Annotated in this window: 20 protein-coding genes; 10 read left to right on the top strand and 10 right to left on the bottom strand. The window is 65.1% G+C overall.

Annotated features, from left to right (window positions below; genetic code table 11):
* The first annotated feature begins 2 nt into the window (after positions 1–2).
* A complete protein-coding gene (locus ACQY4K_RS10235; protein WP_428395776.1) occupies positions 3–1,580 on the top strand; it encodes a Na+/H+ antiporter in 1,578 nt (525 codons plus the stop codon).
* Positions 1,581–1,591: 11 nt separating this feature from the next.
* On the opposite strand, the gene ACQY4K_RS10230 is transcribed toward ACQY4K_RS10235, so the two are convergent.
* The 7 genes from ACQY4K_RS10230 to ACQY4K_RS10200 all read right to left on the bottom strand — a co-directional run bounded on the left by ACQY4K_RS10230 (position 1,592) and on the right by ACQY4K_RS10200 (position 5,764).
* Positions 1,592–2,755 (bottom strand): epoxide hydrolase family protein, encoded by a 1,164-nt coding sequence (locus tag ACQY4K_RS10230; protein ID WP_428395774.1) that lies wholly within the window; start codon positions 2,753–2,755, stop codon positions 1,592–1,594.
* Between the two features lie 278 nt (positions 2,756–3,033).
* Positions 3,034–3,702: an NADPH-dependent F420 reductase gene (locus ACQY4K_RS10225; RefSeq protein WP_428396057.1), complete on the bottom strand. Its 669-nt coding sequence runs from the start codon at positions 3,700–3,702 to the stop codon at positions 3,034–3,036.
* 243 nt (positions 3,703–3,945) lie between these two features.
* On the bottom strand, positions 3,946–4,284 hold the full coding sequence (locus ACQY4K_RS10220) for a hypothetical protein (protein ID WP_428395772.1): 339 nt from the start codon (positions 4,282–4,284) through the stop codon (positions 3,946–3,948).
* Positions 4,250–4,639, bottom strand: coding sequence for an NAD(P)H-binding protein (locus ACQY4K_RS10215; protein WP_428395770.1), 390 nt, complete (start codon positions 4,637–4,639; stop codon positions 4,250–4,252). Before ACQY4K_RS10215 ends, ACQY4K_RS10220 begins: the two co-directional genes overlap by 35 nt.
* A gap of 57 nt (positions 4,640–4,696) precedes the next feature.
* Positions 4,697–5,092: a luciferase family protein gene (locus tag ACQY4K_RS10210; protein ID WP_428395768.1), complete on the bottom strand. Its 396-nt coding sequence runs from the start codon at positions 5,090–5,092 to the stop codon at positions 4,697–4,699.
* 64 nt (positions 5,093–5,156) lie between these two features.
* Positions 5,157–5,327: a hypothetical protein gene (locus ACQY4K_RS10205; protein WP_428395767.1), complete on the bottom strand. Its 171-nt coding sequence runs from the start codon at positions 5,325–5,327 to the stop codon at positions 5,157–5,159.
* Positions 5,315–5,764: an SDR family NAD(P)-dependent oxidoreductase gene (locus ACQY4K_RS10200; protein ID WP_428395766.1), complete on the bottom strand. Its 450-nt coding sequence runs from the start codon at positions 5,762–5,764 to the stop codon at positions 5,315–5,317. The genes ACQY4K_RS10205 and ACQY4K_RS10200 overlap by 13 nt, the downstream gene beginning before the upstream one ends.
* Before the next feature lie 122 nt (positions 5,765–5,886).
* Here ACQY4K_RS10200 and ACQY4K_RS10195 point away from each other — a divergent pair, with 122 nt between their 5' ends.
* Entirely contained in the window at positions 5,887–6,801 is a 915-nt protein-coding gene (locus tag ACQY4K_RS10195; RefSeq protein ID WP_428395765.1) for an AraC family transcriptional regulator, read from the top strand.
* 335 nt (positions 6,802–7,136) lie between these two features.
* Here the strand turns inward: ACQY4K_RS10195 and ACQY4K_RS10190 are convergent, their stop codons facing one another.
* Positions 7,137–7,775 carry an RES family NAD+ phosphorylase gene (locus ACQY4K_RS10190; RefSeq protein WP_428395763.1) on the bottom strand — a complete coding sequence of 213 codons (639 nt, stop codon included), beginning with the start codon at positions 7,773–7,775 and terminating at the stop codon, positions 7,137–7,139.
* 50 nt (positions 7,776–7,825) lie between these two features.
* Positions 7,826–8,266 (bottom strand): antitoxin Xre/MbcA/ParS toxin-binding domain-containing protein, encoded by a 441-nt coding sequence (locus ACQY4K_RS10185; protein WP_428395761.1) that lies wholly within the window; start codon positions 8,264–8,266, stop codon positions 7,826–7,828.
* A gap of 352 nt (positions 8,267–8,618) precedes the next feature.
* On the opposite strand from ACQY4K_RS10185, the gene ACQY4K_RS10180 reads away from it, so the two are divergent.
* From ACQY4K_RS10180 to ACQY4K_RS10160, 5 genes are all read left to right on the top strand, one after another.
* Positions 8,619–8,765: a hypothetical protein gene (locus ACQY4K_RS10180; protein ID WP_428395759.1), complete on the top strand. Its 147-nt coding sequence runs from the start codon at positions 8,619–8,621 to the stop codon at positions 8,763–8,765.
* A 42-nt stretch (positions 8,766–8,807) separates the two neighbouring features.
* Positions 8,808–9,098, top strand: coding sequence for a Fic family protein (locus tag ACQY4K_RS10175; RefSeq protein ID WP_428395757.1), 291 nt, complete (start codon positions 8,808–8,810; stop codon positions 9,096–9,098).
* A 79-nt stretch (positions 9,099–9,177) separates the two neighbouring features.
* Positions 9,178–9,432, top strand: coding sequence for a hypothetical protein (locus ACQY4K_RS10170; protein ID WP_428395755.1), 255 nt, complete (start codon positions 9,178–9,180; stop codon positions 9,430–9,432).
* A gap of 431 nt (positions 9,433–9,863) precedes the next feature.
* Positions 9,864–10,694 (top strand): SMP-30/gluconolactonase/LRE family protein, encoded by an 831-nt coding sequence (locus tag ACQY4K_RS10165; RefSeq protein WP_428395753.1) that lies wholly within the window; start codon positions 9,864–9,866, stop codon positions 10,692–10,694.
* Between the two features lie 47 nt (positions 10,695–10,741).
* On the top strand, positions 10,742–11,794 hold the full coding sequence (locus ACQY4K_RS10160; protein ID WP_428395751.1) for an SPL family radical SAM protein: 1,053 nt from the start codon (positions 10,742–10,744) through the stop codon (positions 11,792–11,794).
* Between the two features lie 33 nt (positions 11,795–11,827).
* Here the strand turns inward: ACQY4K_RS10160 and ACQY4K_RS10155 are convergent, their stop codons facing one another.
* On the bottom strand, positions 11,828–13,282 hold the full coding sequence (locus ACQY4K_RS10155; RefSeq protein ID WP_428395749.1) for a helix-turn-helix domain-containing protein: 1,455 nt from the start codon (positions 13,280–13,282) through the stop codon (positions 11,828–11,830).
* A gap of 106 nt (positions 13,283–13,388) precedes the next feature.
* On the opposite strand from ACQY4K_RS10155, the gene ACQY4K_RS10150 reads away from it, so the two are divergent.
* Genes ACQY4K_RS10150 through prpB form a run of 3 tightly spaced genes read left to right on the top strand, consistent with a single transcriptional unit; the run spans position 13,389 to position 17,016 of the window.
* On the top strand, positions 13,389–14,891 hold the full coding sequence (locus tag ACQY4K_RS10150) for an MmgE/PrpD family protein (protein ID WP_428395747.1): 1,503 nt from the start codon (positions 13,389–13,391) through the stop codon (positions 14,889–14,891).
* Between the two features lie 16 nt (positions 14,892–14,907).
* A complete protein-coding gene (gene prpC / locus ACQY4K_RS10145; protein WP_428395745.1) occupies positions 14,908–16,080 on the top strand; it encodes a bifunctional 2-methylcitrate synthase/citrate synthase in 1,173 nt (390 codons plus the stop codon).
* A gap of 12 nt (positions 16,081–16,092) precedes the next feature.
* Positions 16,093–17,016, top strand: coding sequence for a methylisocitrate lyase (gene prpB, locus ACQY4K_RS10140; protein WP_428395743.1), 924 nt, complete (start codon positions 16,093–16,095; stop codon positions 17,014–17,016).
* The last annotated feature ends 17 nt before the right edge of the window (positions 17,017–17,033 follow it).

Here is a 17,033-nt window from a genome sequence, read left to right as displayed (position 1 = left end):
AGATGTCGGCCGCGCACCAATATGAGTTCGTCCTCTTACTGCTTGCCGCAGTCGCGGCGCTCGAAGCGCTCGCGCGACGACTGAGGCTGCCGCCCGCCGCGGCCTTCATCCTGGGCGGCGCCGTCATCGCCGTCCTGCCGGGAGCCCCGGCCTTCACGCTCGATCCCGAGTTGGTCCTGCTGGTCTTCTTGCCGCCGCTCCTGATGAGTGGTGGCTACTTCACAGCCTGGGTCGAGTTTCGCACGAACCTCGGTGCGATCGGCATGCTCGCCCTCGGCGCTGTCGTCTTCACGACGGCCGTTGTGGGAATTGTCGCCCACAGCCTTCTTCCTACGCTGCCTTGGGCCGTCTGCTTCGCGTTGGGAGCGATCGTGTCGCCTCCAGACGCCGTTGCCGCCGCGGCCGTGCTCAAGCGGCTAAGCCTTCCGGGGCGTCTGACCGCTACGCTTGAGGGCGAAAGCCTCCTTAACGACGCCAGCGGCCTTGTGCTCTTCCGCTTCGCAGTTGCTGCAGCGATCACCGGCACGTTTTCGATAATACAGGCGTCAACCAGCTTCGTCGTCCTCTCGGTCGGCGGCGTAGTCCTCGGGTACGTGGTTGGACGAGTCGGCATTCTCCTTCTCAAACGTGCCGAGAGCGATACGGCGATCCTGATCACATTGCTGCTTCCCGCCGCCGCCTATGTCGGAGGCGAACGGATCGGCGTCTCGGGCGTCTTGGCGACGGTCGCGGCCGGCATCGTGGTGGGCCGCCGCCAACACGGCGCGCTTTCGGCCGCTACCCGCGTTCGCGCGCAAGCGTTCTGGAGCGCGCTGACCTTCCTGCTCGAGTCCCTGCTCTTCGTCCTGATCGGCTTGGCTCTCCACGATGTCCTTGGACGTATCGGAACCGGCGCCCCCGGGCGCGGCCTGCTCATCCCTGTCGCAGGCGTCGTGATCGCCGCCGTCGCCGCACGTATGGTTTGGCTGTACGCGACCTGGGCTGGTCGGCACGTCGCACGGCACCTCGGCTTCGCGAGCGTCGCCACGCCGTCGCTCGCAACAGCCACCGTGCTCGGGTGGGCAGGCATGCGCGGTGTGGTGACACTTGCCGCCGCCCTTTCGCTTCCAGAAACGCTGCCAGGGCGCGACGTCGTGATCGTTGCTGCCTTCGCGACCATCCTCGTGACGGTGCTCGTTCAAGGAACCACGCTTGGGCCGCTGATCCGCCTCGTAGGTATTACCGGAGACGAGGATGCCGCTCGGCGACGTGAACACGAAGCCAGAGCGCGCGTGCACGTAGCCCGGGCGCAGTTGGGTGCGATCGCCGAAATCTCCCGCCAAACCGACGGCACGGAGCGGCATCCGCGCCTGCTGGAACAGTACGGACGACGAGCGGCACTGACGGCCGCCGCGTGGGAGGACGCCGACGAACATCACAGTCACCGCGCCAAACATCACACGGCGGTCCTGCACGGGATCGAAGCGGCTCGGCGCGAGGCGCTCCGACTGCACTCGTCGGGTGCGATACATGACGAGACGCTTCGCGCCATCGAATGGGAGCTGGACCTCGAACAGCTCGCTTCCGAAAGTCAGCTCTGAATGACCCAGCGTTACGCTGATCGCGACCGGAGCGGCCGGAAGAAGGCGCGGATGTCGTCGGCGAGAAGCTTCGGTTGCTCCAGCGCCGCGAAGTGCCCCCCCTTTGGCATGGTGGTCCAGCGCTGTACGTCGAAGACGCGCTCAAGCCAGGAGCGCGGCGGCATCGGCAGCTCGCGGGGGAACAGCGCCACCCCAAGAGGCGGGGTCACTCTTTCGCCGGGTTCGAAGGCGAGCGGCCGGAGGCGGTTCTCTTTGTAGAGTCGCAACGAAGTTGTCAGGCTGTCGCTGAACCAATACAGCGAGATGTCGGTGAGAAGCGTGTCAAGGGGGATGACGCTCTCGATGTCCCCGTCACAATCACTCCACGCCCGGACCTTTTCGGTGATCCAGGCGGCGAGCCCAACCGGAGAGTCTGTCAGCGCAAACGAAAGCGTCTGCGGCTTCGTACCCTGCAGCGCTGCATAGGCTCCCTCCTGCGCGGACCAAGATGCGCGCGTATCGAGAAAGGCCTGCTCCTCCGTGGAGATTGGCGCAGCCGATCCGCCGGCTGGCGGACGGAAGCTGCCGGGGATGTAGTTGAGATGGATGCCGGACACCGCGTCAGGGAACATCCGCGCGAGCCAGGTCGACACACCGGCGCCAATGTCGCCGCCCTGCGCGCCGAAACGGCTGTAGCCGAGCCCAGTCATCAGATCATGCCACAAGATGGCGATCTCTCGTGAACTTACGCCTGGATGATGTGGCGCCGGTGAGAAGCCGTAACCAGGCAGCGACGGCACGACGACGTTAAAGGCGTCGGCCGGATCGCCGCCGTTTGCGCCCGGGTCCGCGAGTAGCGGGATCAGTCTCTCGAACTCGACATAGGAGCCTGGCCAGCCGTGCGTCAGGATCAGCGGCATGGGCGATGGTCCCGCGCCAAGCTGATGCACGAAGTGGACGTCCTGACGGTGCACGGTCATCATCCGGTTCGGCAGACTGTTCAGCCGCTCTTCCTGCACGCGCCAGTCGAAGTGATGGAGCCAGTGGTCGACGAGGCGCTGCATGAACAAGACGCTGGCGCCGTCTTCCCAGCTCGCCGCATTGAGCGATGCCGGCCACCGCGCGCCTTCCAACCGTCTTCGAAGATTTGCAAGTACGGCGTCAGGAACGCTGATGCGAAAACTGTGATCGGTCATGGCGTTTCCCAGGATCGAGAGCTGCGGCACCAAAGCCTCATGCGTCGCTCTCAGCAAGTCTCGTCGGATCGATCAACGGATCGGCTCTCACAGCTTCAGTGCGCGCAGCAAACGGACCGGAGGCATACTATACGGTTTGAATGCAGATCCCTCCTCCCGCCGAATTTCGCCGCTTAGCGCCACATGCTCTGTATAGACGACAAAGCACGTCAGAAGCTGTGTCGAGGTCAGCGTAGCTGGGTAGTGAGCGGAACGGGCGGCACCTGTGCTGATGAGATCTAGACGAGCGCTTTCGCCTCGCTTGCGGAGACCAGCTTACCCAGCTTGCCATACTCATGAAGTTCGCCGAAGACTTCGATGCGGATCGACTGGTCGATCCTGCCAACGGAAATCGGAGAGAAACCACTCGCGGTAATCAGATCCGACACGACTTTCCCGGCCTCGGGGAAGTCAGTCGCGTAGAATAGAACTGCTCGCTCCGGCGACCTGTTGGCCGCAGATCCCAACGAATCAGCGCTAACTGTGCCAAACGCTTTCACCAGCTCAGCCCCTTCCGGTAGCAGCCGCGCGATCATCTGGCCCGACGACTGGTTTTCGGGAATGGTCTTCTTGAAGCCGCCTTTTCCATCCGAGGTAATTGGATTTGAAGGATCCACGACGATTTTGCCCGCCAAATCCAGGCGATGCGTCGCGATTACGTCCTTGATCGCGTCAAGCCAGACGGCGAGGACGATCACATCGGCTCTACTCATTGCCTCATCGATCGTGGCGGAGGAGGCGTTTGCGCCTAACTTCGCGGCGAGCTGTTCAGACTTACTGAAGGTCTTATCGGCAACAATTACGCGAGTCCCGCCCATCGTTAGGTTCTTCGCGACGTTAGAACCAATATTGCCCAACCCGATTACGGCGATCTTCATTGTCTCAATTCCTCTCCGGCTCCAACGCAACGCGCTCAAGTTCCATCATCGAGCGGATGTCGGATGTATCCGTAGCCCGCTCGATTTACCAAGAGCAGCCGGCTTATCCGGAAGCTGGTTTCCGCTTTTAGGACGTGCCGCAGATCGACCGATTCCCTTCATTCTGGGCTGAGGGAGGAGCCCCTCCACGGATGGAATCGATGCGCAGAAGCTGACCAGCGGACAGGCGGACGTCGCCTCGTCATCAGGACCGCGGCCGACGCCGTCAAGTTTCTATCTGCCCATTGCGGGCATAAGCACCTGCTTCGTCCACTGCCGAAAGATGGTCGCGCCAGTATGCTCGAGGCTGCGCGCCGTCGTATTGTCCATGCCCTCGTTCTTGGCGCGCATCGTGTCGACATAGCCTTGGGCGAAGTTCTCGCTCATGCCTCGCGCCTTCAGCTGCGTCTTGAAGCCGTCGAACGGGATCCGGCTATAGCGCACCTGGCGGCCGAGCACCTCGGAGACGAAGGCGATCTCGTTGAACGACAGATCCTCCGGCCCAAGCACAGGATAGTCTTCCTGACCAGTCCAGAGTTTATCCACTAGCAGGCGAGCCGCGGCCGCGCCCATGTCGAGCGTCCTCCCATTCGGTGCCGCGGCCAAGCGCGGCGACCACGACGACGCGCGGAATGCCAAGGCGGCGGATCGCTTCGGCCGCAGGGCGGGTGAAGTTGATGTACGTGTGGTCGAGCGTTTCCGACGGGGTGGGCGGCGCTACCCAGAACACGGCCTCCGCGCCGTCGAAGGCGCGGTCGACCACCGCGGCATCGCCGTGCGATCCCTCGACGATATCGGCTCGATCGCGGACCGTCTGCGGCAGCTTGCCCGCGTCGCGCACGATGCAGCGCAACGCTTCGTTGCCGTCGAGCAGATGCTGGACGACGTGGTGGCTGATATTGCTGGTAGGCGTCGTGACGACGATCACGTGAGATCTCCGTTGTAGGTCAGACTGGTCGGCGGCGGGGACCAGCCGAATGAGCGGTCAATGAGCGGCTGATCGCAGCCGATCGTAGTTCCGGCGGAAGAGCGCCACAGCGGCGTCGACGCCCAGGCGGCTGATGCTGGCCATCGTCCAACCTCGCGCCCATGGGAACGGCTTTCCTAGGCCCTCGGCGACCATCTCCGCTCCGAGTTCCGGCGTAGTGGCGAGGTGGATCCAGCCGTCGAGATGAATGTGGCCGAGTTCGTTCGACCCGACATAGAAGTCGATCCCGTCGACACGGGTCTGGTCGTTGAGATGCCAGTGCGTCGTGGCCTCGACCTCGGGCCAGGCGGCGACGGCGTCGGCCACCGCCTGCACCGGTCCGCCGAGCATCGGCGGCGGCGCGAGCGGGCCCTTGGCTTCGCGCGGCAAGGTGGAGAGCGCTTGATCGGTCATCGTCATTTCCTCGATTGTCGGGCCGGCGGCGGCCGCCTGGCCAGGTTTCTGGTGCATCATCGGATCACCACCGATAGTGGCCCATCTTGTCGGCATACCCGTCGTTAGAGAAGCCGCCGGTCGGCCCGAGCGGGCCCAGTATCGCCAGTTCCACGGCGGCGGTGTAGCCGGGATCGGCGGCGTTGACCTTGATCCCGTCGGCGAGCAGCGCCTTGGCGAGCTTCACGGTGAGCATGTTGAGCCAGCCTTCGACGCGGAATAGCCGGCGGCCCCCACGTTCCAGATCAGGCTCGCTATGTCGGCGGTCTCGGAAATCGAGCCGAGGCCGCTGCTCATCAGTACGATGCGCGGCGCGGCCGACTTGCGCAGGAGCGGCAGCAACGCCTGCGTCACCCGGAGTGGCCCGAGCGTGTTAACCTCGAGCATCGCGCGTACATCTCTGATAGCTTTCTCGGTCACTTCCGGCGGCGGGCTGCCGACACTGATCCCGGCATTGTTGACGAGCACGTCCAGCACGCCGGCCTCGCGCAGGCCGGCCGCAGCCGCTTCGCCGCGATCGGCGTCACGGCAGCCGAGCCAGACGGCGAAGCCCCGCTCGCCTAGTTGGCGGGCGATGGCCAGGCCGATGCCCTTGTTCGCGCCGGTTACGAGTGCGTTGGTCTTGTCTGACATGGTCACCTCCAGGCCCTCATGTCGTGACGAGGAGCGAGATCCACATTCCCGATGCTGCCAGAGGCTTGCCTGATCCTACCAGACGCGTCACTTCAAGACGGGTTAGGTGGAGGCGACGCGTAATGGAGATCGAAGCAATGGTGTCCGAACAGGCGGCGCTCGCTGCCGAGTATGCCAGCTCGCCACCGGCTCGGTCCGCCGTTCCAGCCCTGATGATCCGGTGCAGCGCCGAGCCAACGGCGCCGGTTCCTGCGCTCTTCGAGCCTGTCTTCTACGTTGTGCTGCAAGGATCGAAGCGCCTGACATTCGCTGGTCGAACGCACGACTTTGGTGCAGGAACCTGCGCTGTGGCGAGCGTCGGTTTGCCCTTCGTCAGCCAGGTGATCGAGGCCTCTGCCGCCAAGCCCTACGTCGGCGCGGAGCTGAGACTTGACCCCGGCGTCGTGGCCGACCTGCTGATGACCTTGCCGGATGCTTCCGAACGGGAAGCCCCGAGCTTCGCTGCGGCCCCTGCGGAGTCGGAGATTCTGGAGCCGTTCGGCCGTATGCTACGCCTGCTGGCGACGCCGGCCGATGCTCCCGTGCTCGCCGGACCATTTGCGCGTGAACTATGCTACCGCCTGCTACAGGGACCGCTCGGCGACACGCTTGGCCAAGTGGGCCGGCGCGGCTCGCGCTTCGCTCAGATACGTGCAGCGGCGGACTGGATTGGCTGCAACGCGAATAAGCCGCTCAGCGTCAAACGTCTTGCCGGCGACGTCGGCATGAGCTCGACGTCGCTCCACCGGCACTTCAAGGCGGTCACCGGCTACAGCCCGCTCGCCTACCAGCGCTACCTACGTCTGCTCGAGGCCCGCCGGATACTCCATGCCGGGAACACGCCCGTAACAACCACGGCGTTCACTGTGGGTTACGCGAGCCCGTCCCAGTTCAGCCGCGAGTACAAACGAATGTTTGGCGAGCCGCCTGTACGAGACATCAAGCTTCGAGAACCGCTCCGCTCGAGGAACTCTCTCCATTTGGTGAGCCACCTCTAACGGACTACTTCACGAAAAGGGACTGTAGCACCCGACGCGACTCGAATGTCGTGGCCTCCACCTTCAAAGGGTAACGCTCGCCCGGTTGATGGTGCGGGTGGTCGGGGTCGAACCGACACTTCTTGCGAAACCAGATTTTCTTAAATCCGGCACGTTCATCGCACAAGTGGCTGTCTTTCCTCCATCTCGGCACTGTTTCAAACTCCTGAAAGGTGTGGAGCGGGCGAAGGAATCCGAACCCTCGCTCGCCGTTGGCATTTAGAAGTGCGGCCGGTCGCGGCGCCGCGGGCAAGACCACTACGAAATACATCGCCCGGTGCGGCAGCATCGCAGAGTCACGGACGTTCGATTTCGATGCGGGGCTCAGGTTCGCCAGCCCAAGTGAAGCGGAAGGTCTCCCCCTTGCGCACATTGTTGACCAGAGCTGGCCTAAAACAGGCCAGACAGGTTCCGGACGCGTCACGCACGCTCGGGTAAACGACGCCGAGCGAACGTGCCGCGAGCAAAGCTTCTGCCAGGCCTTGAGAGGCGACATAGCTGTCGGGCGCGAGGCTTGGGGCGAAGTCTGGTGCATTGCGCAGGTCGTGGAGATCGGCGCTGAAGTCGGCCAGGTAGTCGTCGTAGGTGACGCTGTCCTCAAAGCGGCCGATCTCGGCGTAGTCCGCGGACCGATGAAAGGCGACTTCGGCCTGCGCAGTCTCGGTCGCAAATGCCGCGTACCAGGCACCGCGATCGGGACCATTGAACCGGCTGCCAAGCGGATGAGCATGGCAGAATGCGGCATTCACGATCCGCGCATATGGAACGGCAAATACCAACTCGTGCAGCCCGATCCCCAGAAGCAAGCCGGTCTCGGCCAACAGCCGATCGTTCGTGGCGCCCTCAAGTTCGGCGAGTTCGTGGAAGTGCGCATCGTCGTCGGCAATCCGCAAGAGCACGCTGTCGCCGCCGGCGCTGTATTTCGAAGGGATCAAACGGTGCGCGTCGAACTGGCGAACCAGCGTCGTTGGCGGGAGTGTTGCGATCAGAGTCCACCTCGGCGCGCGTCGAGCAGACGCCGCACGGTCTGGAGCGCCGGCACGCCGCCAGCCATCATGTAGGCCAGCGGCGTCCGGTCCGCGAAGATCGGATTCTGATTGGGCAGCCGCACCCATTCGTCGGCTAGCTTTTCACCATAAAGGACGTTCAACGCCTTGAAGATGCCGATCAGGTAGGAAACCCGCGTCAGCATGTCGGTGTCGAGCGTTCGCTCTGGGTCTTTGCGCCAGCTGTAGTAGGGACCGTTCGAGAGGCCGCCCAGCAAAACTCGTGCGTCCTCGTCCCGTATGCTCCATCGCTCCACGATGTTGAAAAAAGCTCGGAGCGCCGATGGGCTTAGCCGCTCACGCAGTGCCTTATCGGTCAGATCAGTAACGGGAGCCGGCCGATAGCGGGTGGCTGGGTAGGCAGGCTGAGCAACACTCATAGGACGATTCCTCCGTCGGAGGATATACTCTCCTGATAAGGAGATTGCAAGCGCCCGGCCGAGGTCTGTGCGGTGGCGCCTGCGCTCCCCTGCTACTTCCCCGAGATTGCTTTCTCGATCTTCGCTCGAAGCCGATCGGCGTCGGCACCCGGCGGCATCTTGCGCAAGTCGGTCGGCCCCAAATGGCTGAGCAACCAGCGGGGACCTACGCCAAACAGTTTCTGAGCAGGCTGCTCATCGACCTTGCATGGAATTCCAGCCGGCTCTAGGGAAATGCCTATTCGCTGCTCGACACCAAGCGCCTCATAGAGTTGGGCGACGAAGCAGAGGGCGTGGGCATTTCGCCGCGCAGATGATCCTTAACCACAAGGACGCCAACAAGTTTCTGGTCACGATGGCCAGTGAGATCGGCTTCAACCGCTACACACTCCTCAATCTTCACGCGCTGCTGGCAAATCACCTGCTCGCCGATCCGGCGGCTGCCGGTCGGCTTCGATAGATTGCTGTTGGAATAGAACGATCTGCTTTTCACCCGCTCCAGGTGTTACAGCTCATCGAGGTATGCTTTGATCAAAGTCTTGCCACCGCCGCCGCCACCGAAGACCCCTTTGAGCAGGCGTTCTTCGTCATGGCACAGCTTCCGTACCTGCAGCCGTTCGATGATGTGAACAAGCGTGTGTCGCGCCTTGCCGCCAAAATTCCGCTGATCAGGAGCAATCTGCCGCTACTCTCATTTACCGAGGTGCCCCGTGATGCATATACCGAGGCTGTTATTAGCGTTTGTGAGATGAAAAGTCGATCTCCTCAAGGATGTTTTCATCTAGGCCTATGAGCGTTCGGCCGCGCGCTACGCCGCCGTCCGGCAATCTCTCGGCGAACCCGATCCATTCCGTCTTCGCCACAGAATTCACTTGCGCGAAATTGTCAGCGCGATCGTGCGCGCTGGCATGAACCGAAAGCAGGCTGTCGCGCGGATAGCCGCTTGGTCCAGAGAAAAGATTGCGCCGGATGAGCAAGTGCGTTTCATCAAAATGGCGGAGGCCGAAGTCGTGAGCCTGCATGAGGGTGATTTTGCCCGCTATCAGATCACGCCTTCAGAGTTCGCATCGTGGCAAAAATTGTGGGAGACAACAGAGCGTTCCTCCGACCCGAGGGCATCCGAGTGAGCCCGCTATGGCCAGAGCCGTGGATCGTCGCCGACTGGGCCTGGGGTTCATGACCGGCTTCGCGCCTGCCGCTCTGCGAGCAGCCTACCGCTTCATGTCCAGCGGCTCAACGCGGCGTTACCGCACGATCATGCCCTGGTGAACCGCCATTTCATCGAACAAGCAGGTTTTGTCTGAAGCCGGAAAAGGCCGACGCAGGCTCGGAAAGGCGCGGTTAGTCGCCATAAAACCGGCGGACGGAGCAATCAACGTTGCCGGCTCAAGGTCGCCTTGACCGGTCTCACAGCACTGGCCAAATCCGCGGCTGCTGGAACTTGCGTCCCGGTATTGCTGCAATTCGACACTGGTCGATCGGTCGTCTCCAGGCTTACTTACAGTCAAAATGGCCTGACGAGGGCCGACAGCAGAGATGATGCGGGAGGGACTTGGCTGTGCAAACCTTTGTTGAAGAGCTGGCTTTTGCCGAGGGACCGCGCTGGAGAGACGGCCGGCTCTGGTGGTCTGACATGCATGCCGAGAGGGTGCAAAGCTGGTCTCCAGAGGACGGCGCGCGGACCGAGGCGGCCGTGGAGCACCGGCCCTCTGGCCTCGGTTGGCTCCCCGACGGCCGGCTGCTCGTCGTCTCGATGATGGACCGCACGGTGCTGCGCCGTGAGCCGGACGGCGACCTTGTCGTGCATGCCGACCTCAGCTTGCTTGTGCCGCGTCGGCTGAACGACATGGTCGTGGATGCAACGGGCCGCGCCTACGTCGGCAACTTCGGCTTCGATTTGGAAGAGGGTGAACCGATCGCCGATACCGTGCTCGCGATGATCGAACCCGATGGGCGCGCACGCATCGTGGCTGAGGGCCTGCTGTTCCCCAATGGCATGGTGATCACAGCCGACCAGCGCACGCTGATCGTGGCCGAGACCTTTGCCGCCCGGCTGAGCGCCTTCGATATTGCGGCCGACGGATCGCTCTCAGGCCGCAGGGTATGGGCGCAACTTCCGGAGCACAGCTACCCGGACGGGATTTGCCTGGATTTGGAGGGATGTGTCTGGGTCGCCTCGACCTCGGGCAATGCCTGCGTGCGGGTGCAAGAGGGGGGCGCGCTCCTGGAGCGGGTCGAAGTCGGCCGCTCTGCCTTTGCCTGCGCGATGGGCGGTCCGGAGCGCCGCACCCTGTTTATCTGCACGGCCCCGGACTACTTCCGCGAACCGCGGCGCACTGAGCGGACCGGCCGGATCGAGGGAGTCAGGGTGGCCGTCCCTGGGGTGTGATCGCTGCCGCTGCTCCAAAAGCTCCCTTTCTTGTCCCGCATACCAATATGCCGGGCGTGCGACAGCCCTGGATCCCCAAGTTCGTCCTTGCCACGCCGGCGGCACTCGCCTGGCCGGAGGGTGCTGCCATGGCCGAGCGCGCGGCCGCACTGGGCACCGAGGTGGTGCGTCTGAAGTCGGACCGCCTGTCCGGCCTGCCGGATCAATATCGCGATGCCAAGCGCACCTTTGCAATCGTGACCGCGAGCCCCAGCCGCCGCCGACTGCAGCCTATCCCGCCGTCGGCCGACTGGCGGTTCGACCTGGCGGAGGGCTGCCCGGCGCATTGCAGCTATTGCTATCTCGCGGGCTCGCTCGCCGGGCCGCCGATCGTGCGGGCCTATGCCAACCTACCCGAAATCCTGGCGGAGCTGCCGGCGGCGGTGGGGCACGGGCGTGTCACGTCCGCGTCATCGGCGCGGGCGTCGGAGGGCACGACGTTCGAGTGCTCCTGCTACACGGACCCGCTGGCCATCGAGCACCTGACCGGGCACCTGGCGACCTCCATTGCGCATTTCGGCGCCTGGGACGCGGACGTGCAGCTCCGCTTCACCACCAAGTTCGACGCGGTCGGCCCGTTGCTGGGCCTGCGCCACCAGGGGCGCACACGGATGCGCTTTTCCGTGAATGCAGCGGGCGCGGAGCGGCACGAGGGTGGCGCGCCGCGTATGGCGCAGCGGCTGGCCGCACTGCGGGCGGTGGCGCAGGCGGGCTATAAGGTCGGCCTCACCGTGGCGCCCATCCTGCGTCTGCCCGGCTGGCAGGACGCCTACGACCGCCTGTTCGCCGACGTGGCCGCGGCGCTGGACGGCGTGGACGGTGTCGATCTGACGGCCGAGCTGATCACGCACCGGTTCACCCCCAAATCCAGGGAGGTGCTCGCCAAGTGGTATCCCGGCAGCGCGCTGGAGATGGACGAGGCGGTGCGCAGCCGCAAGACGACCAAGTTCGGCTCAGTGAAGTACGTGTTTCCGAAAGAAGAGATGACGGCGATGCGGGCCGCGATCGAGGGATCGCTGACGCGGCATTTGGCCGGCGTGCGCGTCCTGTACTGGACCTGACCGCGGCCAATGCCGCGTGCGGGATGCCATCGGTCAAATCTGCTCGTTTCTCGAACCCTGGTTGAGGTCGGGCAGGATGCGATATGGCACGACGCCGCGTTCGCCCGAGCCGACGTCCAGGGCGCGGCCCGCCGGCGGCACCGCCCGGTGTCGGCAGCCGAGCCGCTCGCACGCCCGACAGCCCGGGCCGATCGGCACCGCCGCCGCCGGACTGCCGAGGTCCAGACCGGCGGCGTAGACCGTCAGCGGCGCGTATTCGATCTCGCAGCCCAGCACCACCGCGACCGACCGCGGTCGGCTGAGATAGGCGCTGTCGCTACGTCCGACGGTCCGCGCGATGTTTAGGTAGGTCACGTCGTCCGGCGTGCGCGCCAGCTGCACCAGGGTCTCGCCGGGACGGGCGAACGCGCCATAGACGTTCCAGAGCGGGCAGGGACCGCCGAACCGGGCGAACTGGAAGCGCGTCGCCGAGGAGCGCTTGAGCACGTTGCCGGCAATGTCGGTCTTGAGGAAGAAGAACGGCAGGCCGGGCATGCTCGGGCGCTGCATGGTGCTGAGGCGGTGGCACACCTGCTCGAAGCTGGCGCCGAACCGTTGCTGCAGCCGGGCGACGTCATAACGAACGGCGCGTGCCTCCTGCAGGAACCGTGCATACGGCATCATCAACGCACCGGCGAAATAGTTGGCGAGCCCGACCCGCGCCAGGGCGGTCGCTTCGGGGGTGGAGAGCGGCGCACGACGCAGCACGCGTTCGATCTCGCGTCGTTGCTCGAGTTGCGCCACCGCGTGGGCCATCCAGAATACCCGGCTTTCGATCGTCGCCTCCTCGGCCAAGGCCAGGGTTCGGGTCGCCCGGTTCAGCTTCCAGACCGTCCCTTGCTCCAACAGGGCGGCCCGGCTCTCGACGGCGATGCCGTGCCGGTCGCGCAGGGTCCGTGTCAGGTCCTCCTGGAGGGCGTTGCGGCTGAAACCCTCGCGTTCGACGAGTTCCTCGGCCGCGCGGTCCAGGCCGGCGAAATGGTTGCGGTGGCTCTGCACCCAGTCGCGCACCTCCTCGTAGCTGGAGCTCACGACCAAGGGGATGTCCCGGCCGGCCGGCGCCACCTGCTCGCCGCGGGCCCGAAACGCGCGGTAGAGAGTCAGGAACCGCTCGGCGACGACGGGAGCCGCCTGGATACTGGCTTCGGCCTCGGCCAGGCTGACGATGGTGCCGCCGAACAGCGGGTCGGCGGTGGCCTCACGCAGATCATGCACCAGCCGCAGCGTCTCGCTGTCCTCGAAGGCGGAGACCGAGACGCCGAGGCGCTCCGCCAGACGGTGCAGGATACGGCGCGGCAGCGGCCGCTGGTCGCATTCGATCTGGCTCAGATAGCTGGGCGACAGGCCGATCGATCGGGCCAGGGCGGCCTGGCTGATGCGGTGCTGCTCGCGCAGGCGTCGCAGGCGCTCGCCGACGAACAGCCGGGGTGGCGCGTTCGTTCGCAACATCCGCAATTCCTTCCGGTTCGTACGCAAAATTATGCATCAATCGGGCTTTATCCTGCCGTCCTGCGGGATGATAGTGCGGCGCCGCACCCGGCGGAGAGAGGACACGATGATTACCCACGACGTCCGCGTTCATCCCGAGAGCGACCGCCTGCCGCGCGAGGAGCAGCTTGCCTGGAAGATTGCGCAGGTCGCGGTCGATCCGGCACCGGTCGAGGACGACGTTGCCGAAATGATCGTGAATAGGATCATCGACAATGCGTCGGTGGCGATCGCCTCGATCAACCGCCATCCAGCGGTCATCGCGCGCGACCAGGCGCTGGCGCATGCCCGCCAAGGCGGTGCCGCGCTGTTCGGCTGCGGTCCGGAGGTCAGGGTGCATGCCGAATGGGCGGCCTGGGCGAACGGCACCGCGGTGCGCGAGCTCGACTACCACGACACCTTCCTGGCGGCGGAGTATTCCCATCCGGGCGACAACATTCCGCCGATCCTGGCGGTGGCGCAGCAGACCGGACGGAGCGGCGCCGAGCTGCTGCGCGGTATTGCCACCGGCTACGAGATCCAGGTCGACCTGGTGCGCGCGATCTGCCTGCATGCGCACAAGATCGACCATGTGGCCCATCTCGGTCCGTCCGCCGCCGCCGGTATCGGTGCCATGCTGGGGCTGCCGGCGGAGACCGTGTTCCAGGCGGTGCAACAGGCGCTGCACGTGACCACCGCGACACGGCAATCGCGCAAGGGCGAGATCTCGTCGTGGAAGGCGTTCGCGCCCAGCCATGCCGGCAAGCTGGCGATCGAGGCGGTGGACCGGGCGATGCGCGGCGAGGGCGCGCCGTCGCCGATCTATGAGGGCGAGGACGGGGTGATCGCCTGGATGCTGGGCGGCCGCGAGGCGCGCTATGCGGTGCCGCTGCCGGCTCCCGGCGAGCCGAAGCGCGCGATCCTCGACACCTACACCAAGGAGCACTCGGCCGAGTACCAGAGCCAGGCGCTGATCGATCTGTGCTTTCGTCTTGGCAAGCAGGTTGCGGACTGGGATCAGGTCCGCGACATCCTGATCGAGACCTCGCATCACACCCATTACGTCATCGGCACCGGCTCCAACGACCCGCAGAAGTTCGATCCCCGCGCCTCGCGTGAGACGCTCGACCACTCGATCATGTATATCGTCGCCGTCGCCTTGCAGGACGGCGCCTGGCACCACGTGCGCTCCTATGCGCCGGAGCGGGCGCAGCGGTCCGACACCGTGCGGCTATGGTCGAAGATACGCACCATCGAGGACGCCCGCTGGACCGAGCGGTACCATTCGGTCGATCCGGCAATCAAGGCGTTCGGCGGCCGCATCGTCATCACCCTCCAGGACGGGCAGGTGATCGAGGACGAGCTGGCGGTGGCGAACGCGCATCCGCTGGGGGCGACACCCTGGAAGCGGGACTCCTACATCGCCAAGTTCCGCACCCTGACAGAGGGCCTGCTGGACCAAGGTGAAGCCGCGCGTTTCCTGGATCTGGTGCAGCGTCTGCCGAGCCTGAGCGCGGACGAGCTGCTTACACTGAACGTTGCGGTGCCCGCGGCCACACTCGAACGCGGCCGGTCCGGCCTGTTCGGCTGATGCAGGAGAACGACACATGAACGATCAGGCCAGCACCGATCCGGTGTCGCCGGCAGCCCCCAAGCCGAAGAAGTCGGTGGCGCTGTCCGGCGTCGTGGCCGGCAACACCGCTCTCTGCACGGTCGGGCTGCACGGTCACGACCTGCATTATCGCGGCTACGACATCATCGACATCGCCGAGGCCTGCACGTTCGAGGAGATCGCGCATCTGCTGGTGCACGGCGCCCTGCCGAACCGGGCGGAACTCACCGCCTATCAGGCAAAGCTGCGGCGGCTGCGCGGCGTGCCGGCCTCGGTGCGCCAGGTGCTGGAATCGCTGCCGGCGGCAGCACACCCGATGGACGTGATGCGCACCGGGGTCTCTGCGCTGGGCTGCGTTCTGCCGGAGAAGGAGAGCCATGACGTTGCTGGCGCCCGCGACATCGCCGACCGGCTGATCGCCTCGCTCGGCTCAATGCTGCTGGTCTGGTACCACTACACAAATAACGGCTTGCGCATCGACGTGGAGACCGACGACGACAGCATCGGCGGGCATTTCCTGCGCCTGCTGCACCGGACCGCGCCGCGGCCGAGCTGGGTGCGGGCAATGCACACCTCGCTCAACCTCTACGCCGAGCACGAGTTCAACGCCTCGACCTTCGCCGCCCGGGTGATCGCCGGCACCGGATCGGATTTGTATTCCGCCATCGCCGGCGGCATCGGCGCGTTGCGCGGACCCAAGCATGGCGGTGCCAACGAGGTGGCGCTCCAGATCCAACAGCGTTACGCCACGCCGGACGAGGCGGAAGCCGATATCCGCCGCCGTGTCGCGGCGAAGGAGGTGGTGATCGGCTTCGGCCACCCGGTCTATACCGTGTCCGATCCGCGCAACCTGGTGATCAAGGGGGTGGCGCGCGCACTCGCGCAGGAGAATAATGCCACCACCCGCTACGCCGTCGCCGAGCGGATCGAGAGCGTCATGGCCGATGCCAAGCGCATGTTCCCGAACCTGGATTGGTTCTCCGCGGTTTCCTACCAGCAGATGGGCGTGCCGACGGCGATGTTCACGCCTTTGTTCGTGATCGCGCGCACCGCGGGCTGGTCGGCGCATGTGATCGAGCAGCGTCTCGACGGCAAGATCATCCGCCCGTCGGCGAACTATACCGGGCCGGAAAACCTGCCCTTCGTGCCGCTCGACCAGCGTTCCTGACGGAGTTCGCACATGCCCTACTTGCTCAGCTCGGATCTGCCGACGGAGACGGCCGGCCGGCGCTTCCGCGACCTGCTGACACGCTCGTCGATCCTGCAAATCCCCGGCACCCATAACGGCATGGCGGCAATCCAGGCCAAACACGCCGGCTTCGAAGCCTGCTATTTGTCGGGTGCGGCGATGACCGCCTCGATGGGCCTGCCGGACCTCGGCATCATCACCGTCGACGAGGTGGTCTTCTTCATCCGCCAGGTGGCGCGCGCCTCCGGCCTGCCGGTGCTGGTGGACGGCGACACCGGCTATGGCGAGGCGCTCAACGTCATGCACACCGTGCGCAGCTTCGAGGAGGCCGGCGCTGCCGCCATGCACCTCGAGGACCAGTTGCTGCCCAAGAAGTGCGGCCACCTGAACGACAAGCGGCTGGCGGACGCGCATGACATGGCGGCCAAGGTGGCGGCGGCGGCACGCGCGCGTCGCGACCTGGTGATCGTGGCCCGCACCGATGCCGCGGCGTCCGAAGGGCTCGACGGCGCGGTGGCGCGGGCAAAGCTCTATGTCGAGGCCGGCGCCGATGCGATCTTCCCAGAGGCGCTGAACACCGCCGAGATGTTCCGCGCCTTCGCCGAGCGCATGCCGGGTGTGGCACTGCTGGCCAACATGACCGAGTTCGGCCGCACGCCGTTCTTCACCGCGTCCGAGTTCGAGGACATGGGTTACCGGATGGTGATCTGGCCGGTCTCGTCGCTGCGCGTCGCCAACAAGGCGCAGGAAGAGCTGTATGCCTCCATCCGCGCCGTGGGGGGGACGCATGCGATGGTCGAGCGCATGCAGACCCGCCACGAGCTCTATGACACCATCGGCCTGCACGAGTACGAGGCGCTCGACGCCTCCATCGTGCGCACGGTGATCCCGGATGGGATGCCGCAGGTGGGCTGATGGCGGGTAGTAGTCAC

It is taken from the genome of Lichenicoccus sp., from assembly GCF_965276875.1.
In the GTDB taxonomy this organism is placed as follows: Bacteria; Pseudomonadota; Alphaproteobacteria; order Acetobacterales; family Acetobacteraceae; genus Lichenicoccus.
Note: the sequence above shows the minus strand (reverse complement) of the source record. Positions and strands in the feature narration are given on the sequence as shown.

Bases quoted from the DNA above. Each gene is read 5' to 3' on its own strand.
- ACQY4K_RS10160 (WP_428395751.1), top strand. From the start codon at position 10,742: ATGCCGGGCGTGCGACAGCCCTGGATCCCCAAGTTCGTCCTTGCCACG.
- ACQY4K_RS10230 (WP_428395774.1), bottom strand. From the start codon at position 2,755: ATGACCGATCACAGTTTTCGCATCAGCGTTCCTGACGCCGTACTTGCA.
- ACQY4K_RS10180 (WP_428395759.1), top strand. From the start codon at position 8,619: ATGATCCTTAACCACAAGGACGCCAACAAGTTTCTGGTCACGATGGCC.
- prpB (WP_428395743.1), top strand. From the start codon at position 16,093: ATGCCCTACTTGCTCAGCTCGGATCTGCCGACGGAGACGGCCGGCCGG.
- ACQY4K_RS10155 (WP_428395749.1), bottom strand. From the start codon at position 13,282: ATGTTGCGAACGAACGCGCCACCCCGGCTGTTCGTCGGCGAGCGCCTG.
- ACQY4K_RS10185 (WP_428395761.1), bottom strand. From the start codon at position 8,266: ATGAGTGTTGCTCAGCCTGCCTACCCAGCCACCCGCTATCGGCCGGCT.
- prpC (WP_428395745.1), top strand. From the start codon at position 14,908: ATGAACGATCAGGCCAGCACCGATCCGGTGTCGCCGGCAGCCCCCAAG.
- ACQY4K_RS10195 (WP_428395765.1), top strand. From the start codon at position 5,887: ATGGAGATCGAAGCAATGGTGTCCGAACAGGCGGCGCTCGCTGCCGAG.
- ACQY4K_RS10210 (WP_428395768.1), bottom strand. From the start codon at position 5,092: ATGACCGATCAAGCGCTCTCCACCTTGCCGCGCGAAGCCAAGGGCCCG.
- ACQY4K_RS10200 (WP_428395766.1), bottom strand. From the start codon at position 5,764: ATGTCAGACAAGACCAACGCACTCGTAACCGGCGCGAACAAGGGCATC.
- ACQY4K_RS10205 (WP_428395767.1), bottom strand. From the start codon at position 5,327: ATGCTCACCGTGAAGCTCGCCAAGGCGCTGCTCGCCGACGGGATCAAG.
- ACQY4K_RS10150 (WP_428395747.1), top strand. From the start codon at position 13,389: ATGATTACCCACGACGTCCGCGTTCATCCCGAGAGCGACCGCCTGCCG.
- ACQY4K_RS10220 (WP_428395772.1), bottom strand. From the start codon at position 4,284: ATGGGCGCGGCCGCGGCTCGCCTGCTAGTGGATAAACTCTGGACTGGT.
- ACQY4K_RS10235 (WP_428395776.1), top strand. From the start codon at position 3: ATGTCGGCCGCGCACCAATATGAGTTCGTCCTCTTACTGCTTGCCGCA.